This window comes from Exiguobacterium sp. s161, assembly GCF_018619045.1.
In the GTDB taxonomy this organism is placed as follows: Bacteria; Bacillota; Bacilli; order Exiguobacteriales; family Exiguobacteriaceae; genus Exiguobacterium_A; species Exiguobacterium_A indicum.
Genome location: NZ_JACSNH010000006.1, coordinates 81,007 through 94,900, shown reverse-complemented (window position 1 = coordinate 94,900; position 13,894 = coordinate 81,007). Strand labels below are relative to the sequence as shown.

At 46.2% G+C, this 13,894-nt stretch carries 13 protein-coding genes; 11 read left to right on the top strand and 2 right to left on the bottom strand.

Going from position 1 to position 13,894, the window contains the following annotated elements; genetic code table 11:
- Positions 1-135 precede the first annotated feature (135 nt).
- A complete protein-coding gene (locus tag KNQ14_RS14095; RefSeq protein ID WP_214861417.1) occupies positions 136-2,706 on the top strand; it encodes a HAMP domain-containing sensor histidine kinase in 2,571 nt (856 codons plus the stop codon).
- A gap of 195 nt (positions 2,707-2,901) precedes the next feature.
- Positions 2,902-4,440: a GGDEF domain-containing protein gene (locus tag KNQ14_RS14090; RefSeq protein WP_214861415.1), complete on the top strand. Its 1,539-nt coding sequence runs from the start codon at positions 2,902-2,904 to the stop codon at positions 4,438-4,440.
- Between the two features lie 78 nt (positions 4,441-4,518).
- Here the strand turns inward: KNQ14_RS14090 and KNQ14_RS14085 are convergent, their stop codons facing one another.
- Positions 4,519-5,157: a FusB/FusC family EF-G-binding protein gene (locus KNQ14_RS14085; protein WP_064300586.1), complete on the bottom strand. Its 639-nt coding sequence runs from the start codon at positions 5,155-5,157 to the stop codon at positions 4,519-4,521.
- Positions 5,158-5,280: 123 nt separating this feature from the next.
- On the opposite strand from KNQ14_RS14085, the gene KNQ14_RS14080 reads away from it, so the two are divergent.
- The 3 genes from KNQ14_RS14080 to KNQ14_RS14070 all read left to right on the top strand — a co-directional run bounded on the left by KNQ14_RS14080 (position 5,281) and on the right by KNQ14_RS14070 (position 7,007).
- A complete protein-coding gene (locus tag KNQ14_RS14080; RefSeq protein WP_214861413.1) occupies positions 5,281-6,015 on the top strand; it encodes a hypothetical protein in 735 nt (244 codons plus the stop codon).
- A 64-nt stretch (positions 6,016-6,079) separates the two neighbouring features.
- Positions 6,080-6,529 carry a general stress protein gene (locus KNQ14_RS14075; RefSeq protein ID WP_050678937.1) on the top strand — a complete coding sequence of 150 codons (450 nt, stop codon included), beginning with the start codon at positions 6,080-6,082 and terminating at the stop codon, positions 6,527-6,529.
- Between the two features lie 28 nt (positions 6,530-6,557).
- The gene (locus KNQ14_RS14070; protein WP_087681906.1) at positions 6,558-7,007 is read left to right on the top strand and encodes a universal stress protein; all 450 of its coding nucleotides are present in this window, start codon (positions 6,558-6,560) and stop codon (positions 7,005-7,007) included.
- A gap of 40 nt (positions 7,008-7,047) precedes the next feature.
- Here KNQ14_RS14070 and KNQ14_RS14065 read toward each other — a convergent pair whose 3' ends face one another.
- Positions 7,048-7,239 (bottom strand): hypothetical protein, encoded by a 192-nt coding sequence (locus tag KNQ14_RS14065; protein ID WP_029343330.1) that lies wholly within the window; start codon positions 7,237-7,239, stop codon positions 7,048-7,050.
- A 134-nt stretch (positions 7,240-7,373) separates the two neighbouring features.
- Between KNQ14_RS14065 and KNQ14_RS14060 the strand changes: the two genes are divergently transcribed.
- From KNQ14_RS14060 to KNQ14_RS14035, 6 genes are all read left to right on the top strand, one after another.
- Entirely contained in the window at positions 7,374-7,817 is a 444-nt protein-coding gene (locus tag KNQ14_RS14060) for a MarR family transcriptional regulator (protein WP_029343331.1), read from the top strand.
- Between the two features lie 31 nt (positions 7,818-7,848).
- The gene (locus KNQ14_RS14055) at positions 7,849-10,515 is read left to right on the top strand and encodes an MMPL family transporter (RefSeq protein WP_214861411.1); all 2,667 of its coding nucleotides are present in this window, start codon (positions 7,849-7,851) and stop codon (positions 10,513-10,515) included.
- 84 nt (positions 10,516-10,599) lie between these two features.
- Positions 10,600-11,448, top strand: coding sequence for an MBL fold metallo-hydrolase (locus tag KNQ14_RS14050; protein ID WP_214861410.1), 849 nt, complete (start codon positions 10,600-10,602; stop codon positions 11,446-11,448).
- Between the two features lie 78 nt (positions 11,449-11,526).
- Positions 11,527-11,673, top strand: a complete 147-nt coding sequence (locus tag KNQ14_RS14045; protein WP_214861409.1) for a hypothetical protein — start codon at positions 11,527-11,529, stop codon at positions 11,671-11,673.
- A 107-nt stretch (positions 11,674-11,780) separates the two neighbouring features.
- A complete protein-coding gene (locus KNQ14_RS14040) occupies positions 11,781-12,485 on the top strand; it encodes a hypothetical protein (protein WP_023466965.1) in 705 nt (234 codons plus the stop codon).
- Positions 12,486-12,595: 110 nt separating this feature from the next.
- Positions 12,596-13,756, top strand: a complete 1,161-nt coding sequence (locus KNQ14_RS14035) for an ROK family transcriptional regulator (protein WP_214861408.1) — start codon at positions 12,596-12,598, stop codon at positions 13,754-13,756.
- Positions 13,757-13,894: the final 138 nt, after the last annotated feature.

The window sequence follows — 13,894 nt, the reverse complement described above, 5'->3', positions numbered from 1 at the left end:
TTTTTTCGGGTACATTCCGAGAAAAGGTCTTTTTTTGGATATCCTAGCTGTTGCTTCGAAAGCGTTTCTATTATATTAAATCTATAGAAACAAATGAAAAAGCATCATTCAACGAATGATGAGGAGGATACATTCATGATGAATTGGATTCGGCGACGAATCGGTCGGCAGTTGCTGACTGTTTTTTATGCGGTACTGATCGTAGTATCGATTACTTCGTTCTTTGTCTATGACTACATGGAAGGACGAATCGAAACATCAAAACAGAATCTCGAGACGATCAGTGAACAAAATCGCCGGGCCAATGATTTGTGGGACAATTGGCAAACCGTCCAGTTTGGATTGCGAGGATTCGTCATTTTTGGTAACCAAGAACGGTTTGATGAGATTCAGGCGCTCCGAACAGATATCAAAAGTGAGACGGATTGGTTCATGCGAAACGCAAAAACAGATGAAGAAGAAGAATTCGCAGCGCAAATGACGAATTTATATGAGTTATACTATGATGCCTTGTTCCCGTTGACCCAGTCTTACGTCAATGAAAAAAAGGCGAATCGGATCAATGAGGACTTCTTACAGGGGGATAGTCTGTTTTCTTTGCCGATTGCCGAGCGTCTTGTTGATCAAGGGCGATTAAAGCCAACTGCCGATGGTTCGATTGATATTACGCCAGATATTGAAAAAGCATCTGCAGCACTTGAGGAATACCGGACGAATCTCAGCCAACAACAAGAAACGGCTGTCGGTGAACTTCGGAGTGAGGTCGCAAAATCACAATGGATTTGGATCTCCAGTATTGTTGTGCTCATCGCCTTCATCCTCTTATTCGTGCACCCGTTCCTTCGCCGGATGACACGACAATTACTACGCTTAATCGATGATAATCAGAAGCTCGCTCGGAAAGAACCGATTAAGATTGATAAAGCTGCCGAGCAGCGACCAGACGAAATCGGATTGTTGCGCGCAGCCTTTAATCGAATGGTCGTGACGACAAATGCCCATACGGATGCGATGCAAGGCAAAAACGAAGAGTTGCAGGCGCAAAGTGAAGAGTTGCTCGCGCAACAAGAAGAACTGCAAGCGCAACAAGAAGAACTCGAAGAAGCGTATCAAACGACGAAAAAGAATGAAGAAAAGCTCCGATTACGTAGCGAACTGACAGAGGCGCTTGCTGTTCGCGAAACCGTCGAATCGTATCCGGCAATCGTCCAGAAGATGATCGATATCACCTCTTCGGAGTACGGTGCTCTATTGCTCTATGAAGAAGGACAGTTCATGGGTGCGACGACGAATGGGATGACGATGGACTATTTAAAAGTTCTTCTAAAAGATGAGATGTCCGTCATCAATCGATCGGTTCGGGAGATGGAATTTGTCCAATCAGAAAAACGAGTGACACGTCAAAAAGACCATCCGTATTCATTCAGCACGCATGAAGTGACGATTCCGATTGAAGATCCGGAAACGCATGAATTGATTGCAGCCATCTATCTGGTTCGTTATAAATCTGCCTATAAAGGGCAACAGTTGACGGATATTCGCGAGTTTGCGCAACAGATGACGTTATCGCTCCTGCGAACGCGCTCGTATGAAGAGATGCGTCAAGAAAAAGAAAAGACAGAGCAAGTGTTGGATTCCATTCGGGAAGCAATCATTTATCTTGAAGATGGAAACGGAGAGTTATACGTCAACCGACCTTTGTTTGAATTGATTCCAGAACTTCAATCGGAATTCACGGTAGATCGGACGTTACCGTCGAGTGAGTATGTCATCGATGTGATGCGCCAGTTGGTGGATGATGTCGAGGCGTTTAATACGTATCTAGAGTTGATTCGTTCCGGTGAGATTTCACCGGACAAGGTCCGATTTGATATTCGAAATAACACAGCTCATTTAGAAGTCTACGCAGAACGCATTGACGTCGTCAGAGGATGGAAGGGAATCATTCTCGTTTTACGGGATATTACCCGGGAAACAGAAGCCGATCGTCTCAAAACAGAACTCGTCTCAACCGTATCGCATGAATTACGAACACCGCTCTCATCGATTTACGGTTTTACAGAGTTGATGCTAAATCGAAAAATCGATGACTCGAAACAGCAGAAGTATCTAGCGACGATCCATAACGAGACAGAACGCTTATCAAACCTTGTCACGGATTTCTTAGATGTTCAGCGAATGCAGTCAGGTGGACAGTTATACCAAATGGCACATCTCGATTTATTTAGCCTGACTGAACAAGTGATGTCCTTGTATGACGCTTCAAGTGAACGGCACGATCTTCATTTGCAATTGCTCAGCCCGGATCGTCCATTCATTTTAGGAGATGAGGACCGAATCAAACAATTGATGAGTAACTTGATCAACAATGCGATCAAGTACTCTCCGGATGGTGGGCGTGTTGATGTCTGGATTGATACGAAAGACGATCAAGCTATCATTGAAGTGAAGGATGAAGGAATTGGGATTCCGCATCATGCCTTTGCCCACTTATTTGATAAATTCTATCGTGTCGATAATTCCGATACACGTCGAATCGGTGGAACTGGACTTGGATTGTCGATTTGTAAGGAAATCGTCAAAGAGCATGAAGGTGTCATTCATGTCGAATCTGAAGTCGGGAAAGGAAGTCGTTTCATCATCGTCTTACCCCTCAGTCTGACCGAATCGATCGAGCCGACAGAAGAGAATCGGCGTTCTAGTTAAAGAACTAGGATACATTTCAACTAAACCGTGTTCAATCCGCTAGGTGCGAGCACGGTTTTTTCTTATGTTTGAAACGAGTAATCTTGTCAAAAAAGATTTCAATAAAATAAAAAAAGAGTGAATAAACAGCAATCCTGAACCGATATACCTATAGGACAAACGAACTATGGTTAAAAAAGGAAAGGGGGAATTGTCATGTATGAGAAATGGCTGGGAATCGTTATAGGCTGGTTACTGTTTCATATCGGCTGGGTGACGTATATGGGCACGGATACGGCAATTGGACAAGTCGTTAACAGCCTGTTCACGATCGGTGGTGTAACGATCTCCCTCTATTTGATTTGGCGGGCACAGCGACGCCAGGCAAGACGCCCTTTTACTTACCGCTTATTTCTTCTATTATTATTCGCTAATGCGATGCTTGGTATCGGCGAATGTGGACAGCTCCTATACTTCCTGCAAGGACGTACACGAACGGAACCGTTTGATTGGATCGACTTGATCTTCAGTCTTCAAATCTTGATCTATATCATTGCTTTCGGTTATTTCCTGCGTAATCGACGACAAGAAGTCAATTTGCGGGTCTTTTTGTTCGATGAGTTCATCATTTTAGTCGTTGCAGGATCTCTTTCGTGGCACTACTTAGTGACGCCTTATTTAGAAGCGAATGCCTTGTTGACGATTGAAACGCTTTTATGGCTTCGTTATCCGATCGGTGATTTATTGTTGCTCGGTGGAATGATTGTCTTATTCTTTGGTTTGATGAAGCGTGGCAATGGCGGCTCGTTATTATTGATTCTACTCGCATTTCATTTTCAGTTACTCGCTGATCTATTATACGTGGTACTCGAACGATTTGATTATCCATTTCCTTCGAGTTGGATCGATCCGTTATGGTTAGCGACTGTCCTGATTGTCGGGCTTGCCGCGTATCGCTTTGATGCTGAGGAATCTCTCGTTCCTCTTGACGTTACACGGAGATGGATCGATGTCTTACGTTTGATCACTCCTTACTTATTCTTATTGATTCTATTCGTGACGATGGCACGACAAACGATTAGTTGGAACGGTTTGACGATTGGTCTGATGATTGCCATACCGTTGTTGATTTCCCGTCAAATCCGGATCGTTGTTGACAATCAACGGTTGCGCGAAAATCTCGAAGCGAAGGTGGAAGAGCGAACGGAAGCATTAGCAACTGCCATGGAGGAGATGCGACACATGGCATATCACGATGCCTTAACAGGGTTACCGAATCGATATCTGTTTGCGCGACTGTTCCAAGACGCCTTGTACCGAGCGGAAGCGACTGACGGGCAGGTTGGGTTGTTCTTTATCGATATCGATCACTTCAAAGAGATTAACGATACGTATGGACATCGTGTCGGAGATCAACTCATCGTCGATGTTACGACACGTCTACAAAAGAAATTGCCGCCCAATACAGTCATTTCAAGACAAGGTGGAGATGAGTTCGTCGTCTTGTTATTTGACGTTGAACAAGAAGCAGAAGTGGTGCAGTGTGGGGAACATCTCGTTTCCTTGTTCCGACAGCCGTTTCACCATGGTATCATTCCACTTCCGGTAACAGCGAGCATCGGTGGAGCGATCTATCCGGCGCATGCAGCTTCTCGATCGGACTTGATCGAGCAAGCAGACCTAGCGATGTATGAGGCGAAACGTCGCGGGAAGAATCAATTTTGCTTGCATGATCCAGCGATAACGAACACATGAACGTCGTCACATTCAAAAACACGCTCGTATACCGAACCTTATCGGGTCAGTCATACGAACGTGTTTTTTTGATGCCGATCATTTCTTTTGCGTGCGTGCTAAGAACGTTTCAATGACTTCTGGATTCGTCACAGCTTGATTACATGCATCGCTGTCGATACACATATGATGACCAATCGTCTGATGCTGTTCAGCTGAACGACGTGTCGTTGCAGTTACGAGTGTGATGTCACTATACGTATGGCAAATCGCACAAATCCCTTTTTGGATCGATGGCAGATAGGTTCCCTCGACGCCGATCCATTGACCGTCCAAAGGATAGACGAAGTATTTTTTTCGATTCCCGGTATCGTTCCAGCTTAAAAACGTCGTGTGAACCCATTCAAAGGAGTGAAGTGGCGGAACATGTAACTTTTTCGTTTTTTTGAAGAGCTGACGGATGCGTGATTCAGAAATGCTCGGAAACGGTTGGACGAATGGTTCGACGTGTGCTAAATACGCGAGGAGATCTTGTTCGGATTCAGCGTCACGAATGTTCGTCAACAGCGCTTCCTGTTCTGGTGTAAGTACGGGCAATAGATCGAATATTTTTTCAGCAGCACTATACCGGACAGCATCACGAACATCGGGATCATGAACGGCAGCGAATTGATGTTGTAACAGGTCGACTTGATTCCGAATGAAGTTGTATTGATAGGGCAATAAAAATGCGTCCATTCGCGTTCCTCCTTTTCTTTTCATCGTACCGGAATTTGGCAACAGAACAAAGCGACATTTTTGTTTTTTTGCCTCTTGCAAGGGGAATTGAATAACAGAATGAACGAGGAGGTGAAGAGGGACGTGCAGTATTTAACATTTTTACGCCTCATGAATATAGGAGCATTCCTCTTTGCATTGCTAGCGCGCGTCGTTTGGTCAAATCCGGTTACCATTCCTGCGTTACCTCTTGTTCCAGCACCTTTTTTTGATGCGATTACAGGTGTCGTGTTCACAACGTTGTTAATTTGGTGTATTCGACCGGTCCGGGCTTTTCCAGCGGATCGAGAACTGATTGAAGACATCGGGGGATGGCTCGCGTTATCGCTCCTGACACTTGGCGTCAGTAGTATGACCGGACCACCTTGGGAACTCGTCTGGACTACGATTTCATTCATCAGTCTTTGTTTAGTCTATATGAAAATTCAGTATCATCCTCGGCGCTCGCCTTGGATGCGCTCCCCATTTTCAGTATTACTTGCCTGGATGAGTACGATGCTGTTAATTTTACCATTTCGGATCTTATCGGATTTTCAGTTCACTTCGCTATTTGGTCTTTCCGAACAGAAATGGAGTACGATTGCACTCATCGTAGCGATTATCGGAGGACTATTGTTTGTCGTCATTCATTCCGATTGGGTATTCGGTCTCGCGCTCGTCTGGTATTTGATTGGATTGTACTTTAACGATCGCCTCTTTCTTCTGCAACAAATCGTAACAGGGGTCGGAATCGTATGTGTTTTACTCTTGTGCTATTACGTCTTCTATAAACGGCAACGTCTTTTTCGACAGCAATCGCCGAAGTCTTCTTCATCCTAGTCATGTTTTAGATGAATTTGGGGTATATCTCATATAGTTGCTATAAAAGGGGGAGACGTGTGTCATGGGAAAAAAACAATGGATTGGTGTCTATCAAAATGAGACGGATTTGATTCGAAAAATTGAGGATCTACACTTTGCTGGTTATCTAGAAGAAGATTTGTATGTCGTGTTGCAAGACAAAACCGATATGGCGATGTTACGCGGGCAATCAGCAGCGCAACTCGTCTCTGGAAAACGGACGCTATTTGAGCGATTTACAGGCAAACCGGCTTCGGCTGAAGAAATTCAAACCGCCTTCACGGAACTCGGATTACCGGAGTCGGATATTCGTCAACATGTCTTACGTGTCCAGCAAGGTGAGTATGTCCTGTTAGCAGACGAGGCAGGAGCAGCACGTCCTGCGCCGGAACCAAAAAGTATTTTGGAGACAGAACCAGAAGGGATCGAGGCAGAACGGAAACTTGATCACGAAAACCGCGCCCTCGAAAATGAAAATGACCGGATGCTGTAAGAGAGTCGTGCAGAAAGGATGATTCTTGATGGAGAGCCAGTATCATACGATTTTGGTGGCAGTCGATGGATCAAAGACGGCAGATCTTGCCTTTGAAAAGGCAGTGAAATTCGCTAAACTCGATCATGCCAAACTCGTCATCGCCCATGTCATCGATATTCAGACATTTGCTAATGTACGTGCCAATAAGCGTTTTATTGATCAAAACGTCACGGAATATGCACAAGGACTGCTCGATCGTTACGAGAAGCGGGCACGAGAAGCAGGCGTCGAGACGATTGAACTGGTCATCGAAAATGGCTCTCCCAAAACATTGATTCCGAAGGTCATCGCACCACGTGTCGGTGCTGGGTTGATCGTCTGCGGGGCGGTCGGGATGAATGCGATGGAACGCATCATGATCGGGAGTGTCTCTGAAAACATCTCCCGTTATGCAAAATGCGATATCTATATCGTCCGTCCGAAAACGTTGAAGTGATATAAAACAGCACACATCGGCTGATGTGTGCTGTTTCATGTCACGTTAAAAAATAATAGAAGATGCCTAATAAAATCAAAATGATCGGAAGAAAAATGAAATACATCCAAGACATATTTTTAGCCGAAGTTTTGTGGTCATACTTTTCTTCTGCTGGTTGCTTGGCAATCCGTAACGTAAAGACAAGACCTACGAGACAGATGACTAACGCAATCCAAAACAAAGTCAACATAAGCAAGCTCCTCTCTTCCTTTATCATACAGAAACTGGTCATGTTCTGCATCGGTAAGTTGTGACAGTTTAGAGTTGACAGCCTTCTAGTTGAGGGGCTAAACTAACTTCATAAGTTTAGGGGGTAAACTAAAAATGAAAGACAATTTACGTGAAGCAGTCCTCCTGTTTGAAGAAGTCATGATCCACGGAACCGAACGTGTGTTGAAGTCGGTCGAAGCACCCGTTTGGCAAATGTATTCACCGGAGCAACTTCATGTGTTGAAGCTCGTCGGAAAATATGGACCGATTTCGTCCGGGCGTCTCGCGGCAGTGCAGGGTGTTCACAAAAGTGCCATCTCGAACCGGTTGAAAAAGTTGACGGAAAAAGGTCTCGTCATCGTCGAACGTCGAGAAGATGACCACCGGACGAAGTATATTTCGCTGACGGAATCAGGTCGGTTAGTGGCAACTGAAGCGGAGCAAGAAATCTATACGTATCTTGAGAATTTGATTGAAGGAAAGGTCGAGGAAGAAGAAATCATCCAGTTCATCGAAACCTTTAAGAAAATCAAAGAGATTTTGCAGTTGAACGACTAAAGACAGAATTAAAGGAAGAGGAGAATCGGATATGCGACAAATCGTCAAATGGCGCTGGGCAATTCTTGCGTTATTGCTCATCGTCACAGTAGGGTTACTATTTACGTCACCAAACTTGGCTAAACAAGCAGAAGAAGCAGGTGCGATTCAGCTTGCAAATGATGCCGATTCACAACGGGCAGCTGACATTTTAGAAAAAGCGGGGGCAAGTGAAGAAACGATCTCGCTTGTCATTCCACTCAAAGACAAAGTCAGCAATGCCGATCGCACATCGATCGGGAAAATCGTCCAGGATTTAGAAGCACTCGATCGTCCCGTCACGGATGTGCTCGATCCGTTTGAAAACAAAGAGACGGAAGGACAGCTCGTCTCAAAAGACAAAAAAACGGTGCTTGTGCCGATCACGGTCGACGGTTCGCAAGAAGAGATCGTCAAACTGGCACAACAAATCCGGACGGATCTTTTACCAAAGGATCAAACGATTTATCTAACGGGTGAAGCGTTAATCAACGATGACGTTAATACGAGCTCGCAAGAGGGACTGAAGCGGACGGAACTGATTACCGTCGGATTGATTTTCGGACTACTTCTGCTCGTCTTCCGTTCAGTCGTCACACCGTTCGTTCCACTCGTTGCGGTTGGGTTTACGTACCTGATCAGCCAATCACTTGTCGCCTTTTTCGTCGATTGGTTCGGCTTCCCGGTATCGAACTATACGCAAATATTCCTCGTCGCCATCCTGTTCGGGATTGGGACGGACTATTGTATTTTGCTCCTGAGCCGGTACAAGGAAGAGTTGACGGCAGGACATGACGTTGAGACAGCAATCGTCAATACGTATAAGACAGCAGGGCGTACATTACTCATCAGTGGTCTCGCTGTGCTTGTCGGTTTCTCAGCGATCGGTTTTGCGGACTTCCCGATCTTTAAGTCATCGGTCGCCGTTGCGGTTGGGATTGCCGTACTCTTACTTGTCTTGTTCACACTTGTCCCATTCTTCATGGCCACATTAAAAGAAAAGCTATTTTGGCCATCGAAGAAGGCAGCGAGTCACCAGGATAGCAAGCTCTGGGCACATTATGGTGGCTTGTCGATTCGTCGTCCGTTGCTCGCGATGATCATCGTTGCGATCGTCACGGTTCCGACACTCTTTACGTATGATGACGACCTCTCGTTCAATACCGTCGATGAGATTGGTGCGAAGTATGAGACGGTCAAAGGACTCAATGCGATCTCGGATGGATTTGGGGCAGGTGAGTCGCTCCCGGTCAACGTCATCCTGAAGAGTGATGATGATTTGATTACTGAAAAAACAGTTCCTTATGCAGAACAACTCAGTCGTGAACTGGTGAAGATTGATGGGGTCAAATCTGTTCGTTCGATTTCTCGTCCGACAGGCGAAGTCATCAACGATTTCTACGTCGATCGTCAATTAAAACAAGTTGCTGATGGCATGAAGAAAGCTACCGCTGGTCTTACGGATGTTCAGTCTGGTCTGACGACCGTTGAAGATAATCTCAACGGTATCACAGGACAGCTACCGGCAGGAGATGCGGCTTCAGCAGGTGCGAGTCAGTTGCAACAAGCAGCAGACGGGCTTGGGCAAATCAACCAACAGTTGACGCTCGTCGGTCAAGGTCTACAATCGACCCAAAACATCCCGCAAACCGTCGGAACGTTGAATGCTTTGTCTGGTCAATTGAGCCAAGTTCAAGCCGGCATTAGTCAAGCCGCAAGTGGTATCGCATCTCAAGGTGCGCAAGCGGGTCAACTTGGAAGTGGGTTGACGCAACTTGCGGATGGTGTCGGTCAAGCGAATGAAGGACTGACGAAAATTGAAAGTGGTCTTGAGGAAATCTCAGATCTTCTGACCGAGATGGGACAAGCGACATCGATTCGGGGGACAGGTGTGTTCGTACCAAAAGATACGCTGTCGGATAAAGCCTTTAAACCAGCGATTGATCGTTACGCCATCGATCAACAGACGGGATTGAAGTTCGAAGTCATTCTCGAAGATGATCCGTATTCACCGGAAGCGATTCAAACCGTCGCTGCCATCAAAGAGACGACAGCGAAGACAATCAAAGGGACACCGTTTGAAGACAGCACCGTTGCATACGGTGGTATCTCAAGCGTCAACAGTGATTTAAATGATACGTCGAAAGCCGATTTCAAACGAACAGTGACGGTCATGCTGATCAGTCTCTTCGTGATTCTAGCAATCATGTTCCGTTCGTTGATCATGCCGTTGTTCATGATCGGTTCGTTATTGCTGACGTATTATACGTCGATGTCGATCGCAGAGCTGATCTTCGTCAATGGACTTGGATATGACGGTATCAGTTGGGCCGTTCCGTTCTTCGGATTCGTCATGTTGATTGCCCTAGGTATCGACTACTCGATTTTCCTCCTCGACCGTTTCCGGGAAGAGACGATCAAGGGACTCGATACGAAGGAAGCGATGTTCCTGTCGATGAAAAAGATGGGATCTGTTATCATCACGGCAGCGATCATCCTCGCAGGAACGTTCGGAGCGATGATGCCGTCTGGTGTCTTGAGTCTCGTTCAAATCGCGACGATCGTCATCACAGGTCTACTCTTGTATGGTTTGATCGTCTTACCGCTCTTGATTCCAGCGATCACGGTATCGTTTGGTAAAGGGGTCTGGTGGCCGTTTCGACCAAACGCTAAAAATTAAGAACTAACCAAACCGGGTTCGTCTTCTAGATGAACCCGGTTTTGTCATGACGTATACTAAGAGCAGATGATAAGGAGGTAGAGCATGCAACACTTCAAACAACTGACTTCACGGATTTGGTATCAGACACCGGTCAGCGAGACGGACCGCCCGATTCTCGCCGTCGTGCGTGGGGAAAAGCATCAATTGATGATCGATGCTGGAAACTCGTCAGCCCATGCAGCACTATTCTTAGAAGAAATGAAGACACACAATCTTGGATCACCTGACTTATTGGCATTGACCCACTGGCACTGGGATCATATTTTTGGCATGAAACATCTCGGTCTGCCATCAATCGCGACTAAGCAAACGATCACGCATATGAAGGAGATGCAACCTTACGCTTGGACGGATGAAGCGTTACAAGAACGAATGGATCAAGGCATCGAGATTCCGTTTTGTGCGGACGCGATCAAGCTCGAGTTCGGAGCGACACGTGATATCGAAGTCGTTTTACCGACAATCAGCTTTGAAGGACAACTGGAGCTTGATTTGGGCGGCGTGCAGTGCCAACTGATCGAGGTCGATAATGATCATTCTCCCGGCAGCCTGCTCGTCTACATTCCGGAAGAACGCGTCGTGTTCTTAGGTGACGCGATGTATGCCGATATCTTTTCACCGAAGTGGAATTATACGGTCAAGCGGACGACGCGTTTATTAGCGGCGCTCGATCGTCTAGAGGTCGACTATTATATCTGGTCGCATGGAGAAGCGATGCCGAAGTCAGAATTTGAAAAAGAGGTTCAGATATTGCGTCGAGCCATTCGCGTAACGAAAGCGACCGGAGGACGACTGAAAGATATGCGGACTTTGTATGCCGAAGAGACAGGACGACCGTTGACAGAAGATGAGACCGAAACATTGATTTATTTCGCAAATGGAACGAAATGACAGATCATAACAAGGGATAGGATGGTGGATGTCGAAATAAATGTAGTACTACAAGCTTATTAAAGGGAGCGGTACTACATGACGAAGCCAAGATTCGAACGGGATGAAACCGTCGATCGCGTCTTTTTTGGGAAGGCAGGCATCTTCTCATTTATAATCATCGTCGGAGGCATTCTATATCTACTATATGATCTATATCTACTATATGATCTATATCTACAATGACCGGGACGCATGCGTTCCGGTTTTTTGAATTCAGGGGAGTGCACAAAAACCAGATATTGGGTAATAACTTGCGTGAGGCTGTTCGAGAAGGTGAGAGGAGATGTCGGATGAAACGAATTCAAATTGCGGATTTTGATCGACGCATGCCATCGATTGAACTGGTCGAAAAGGATGATCACTATGAAGCGATGCTTGTTCCGAGTTATGACCATACGTATCCTTCGACACAAATCCGGACGATCCGCTTAGCGGATATCTCCGTCAATCTGATTGTGACTCCGCAAGAAACACTGCTTGTTTCTGCGCTTTTTCATAAACCGGTTCAAGTGACGGATATTGTGTCCTGGATGCAACTGTATACGATTAGTTTTGCCCAGTCGGATGAGACTGGTTATTTCGTCGAACAAGCAGATGAAATTTTAGAAGTCGTCTTGTATCAGAAACATCCGATCGTCATCGCGACACGTGGTCAGGATCGATTGTATTACGATACGACGGGAGCAATCGAGGTCCGACGGGCGATGAATGAATCGGTCGGCGAGCGTCCGTTGCTTTATTTGAATGGGGAAGCCTGGTACGGTGTGCCACGTCTGACGTTTAATCGCATGAAGGATGAGTTACATGTCAACGGCACATTTTTATATGCGGACTATATGGATGCACACCACGGAAAAATCGGTTTCTTTCGCGAGAATGATCCGTCTCAACCGATCGTCTTGTTGGTCGGTCAGGCCATCGTCGAAATCGAACTGACCGAAAATCCGGACGGTTCACGTGTCTTGATCTTGGAACAACCATACGATGAAGCATGAAAGTGCACAAAAACCGTTCAGCAGATGAACGGTTTTTGTGTGAGACCGTGAAATCCCTTACAAAATATGCGAAGATAGTAAAGAGACAGACCAAAGGGGTTGAGGGGGACATGGCGAAAGAAACACCGCGTAATTCTAAATGGATGCGTTCTTATAATCGAGCACTCGTCTTGCGGCTGATCCGGATGCATCAACCGATTTCGCGGGTCGAGTTAGCACAACGGACGAACTTGACGAAGCCGACGGTATCGAACATCGTCAGTGAATTGATTGCAGAACAACTCGTGACGGAGCGAGAACTTGGGGTATCAAATGGGGGACGAAAACCAATCATGCTCGAACTCGTCGCAACAGAACAGTATGTCATTGGTATCGATGCAACAAGTCACCAATTCATCGGTGTCGTTGCGGATTTAAGTGGGAACACGATTCATGAGTCCGAAGCCGTGGGACGCTTTGAGACGAATGAAGAACTGATTGAAGCAATCGGTCGCTTATGCGAGAACTTGATTGCACAGACACAAGGACGAGGAACGATTCACGGAATCGGCATCTCCGTCCACGGGATGGTCAATCCGGAGACAGGTGTCATTCTTTTTGCTCCACGATTCCATCTGCATGATGTTGAGTTGAAGGTACAACTCGAAGCACGTTTTGACTATCCTGTCTTCATCGAAAATGATGTCCGGGCACTCGCTTCGTTTGAGTTATTGTTCGGTGAAGGCGTCGGGGTTGAACAATTCTTCTATCTCTATGCTGGGGAAGGCATCGGGGGTGCTTATGTGCTCGACGGACAGCTTGTCGACGGACAACATCATATTACGGGGGAGGTCGGGCATATGCGCCTTGATCTCGATGGTCCGATTTGCTCGTGTGGAAACCGAGGATGTCTTGAAGCGTTGGCAGGCGAAAAAGCGTTGCTACGGGATTATGCTGTCGTTGATTCACAAGTCTCGACGCTTGCTGATTTACGCAAGCGGTTGAACGAGGGAGACGAGCAGGCGGTTCGTGCGTATGAACGGGCGGGGGAATATATCGGAATCGGTGTCTTGAATACGATTCATCTTTTGAATCCGCGCCGGATCTTACTTGGGGGACCGATGTTCGAGCTCGCACCTACGATCGTTGATCAAATCAAGGAACGGGTCGAGCACACGGCGTTGACCGCTGCTTCACGTGAAACCGATGTCAAGATGGTCCCGTGGGGTGAAAAACAGGGAGCGCTCAGTGCTGCGGCCCTTGCAACGAACAGTTTATTTCAAACGATTTAATGAGCCGATTCCGTGTCTTGCGAACCAGCAAGAGATGGAATCGGTTTTGTTATTCAAAAATAATTTAATGAAACCGTTTACAAATTAAAAAGTGATGTGCTATAGTCGATGTAAAGTTAGATAATAAATTTAATTTAC

Excerpts from the sequence above, each read along its gene's own strand:
- KNQ14_RS14070 (WP_087681906.1), top strand. The coding sequence starts at position 6,558 with ATGGAGAGCCAGTATCATACGATTTTGGTGGCAGTCGATGGATCAAAG.
- KNQ14_RS14050 (WP_214861410.1), top strand. The coding sequence starts at position 10,600 with ATGCAACACTTCAAACAACTGACTTCACGGATTTGGTATCAGACACCG.
- KNQ14_RS14045 (WP_214861409.1), top strand. The coding sequence starts at position 11,527 with ATGACGAAGCCAAGATTCGAACGGGATGAAACCGTCGATCGCGTCTTT.
- KNQ14_RS14055 (WP_214861411.1), top strand. The coding sequence starts at position 7,849 with ATGCGACAAATCGTCAAATGGCGCTGGGCAATTCTTGCGTTATTGCTC.
- KNQ14_RS14090 (WP_214861415.1), top strand. The coding sequence starts at position 2,902 with ATGTATGAGAAATGGCTGGGAATCGTTATAGGCTGGTTACTGTTTCAT.
- KNQ14_RS14065 (WP_029343330.1), bottom strand. The coding sequence starts at position 7,239 with ATGTTGACTTTGTTTTGGATTGCGTTAGTCATCTGTCTCGTAGGTCTT.
- KNQ14_RS14040 (WP_023466965.1), top strand. The coding sequence starts at position 11,781 with ATGAAACGAATTCAAATTGCGGATTTTGATCGACGCATGCCATCGATT.
- KNQ14_RS14095 (WP_214861417.1), top strand. The coding sequence starts at position 136 with ATGATGAATTGGATTCGGCGACGAATCGGTCGGCAGTTGCTGACTGTT.
- KNQ14_RS14085 (WP_064300586.1), bottom strand. The coding sequence starts at position 5,157 with ATGGACGCATTTTTATTGCCCTATCAATACAACTTCATTCGGAATCAA.
- KNQ14_RS14075 (WP_050678937.1), top strand. The coding sequence starts at position 6,080 with ATGGGAAAAAAACAATGGATTGGTGTCTATCAAAATGAGACGGATTTG.
- KNQ14_RS14060 (WP_029343331.1), top strand. The coding sequence starts at position 7,374 with ATGAAAGACAATTTACGTGAAGCAGTCCTCCTGTTTGAAGAAGTCATG.
- KNQ14_RS14035 (WP_214861408.1), top strand. The coding sequence starts at position 12,596 with ATGGCGAAAGAAACACCGCGTAATTCTAAATGGATGCGTTCTTATAAT.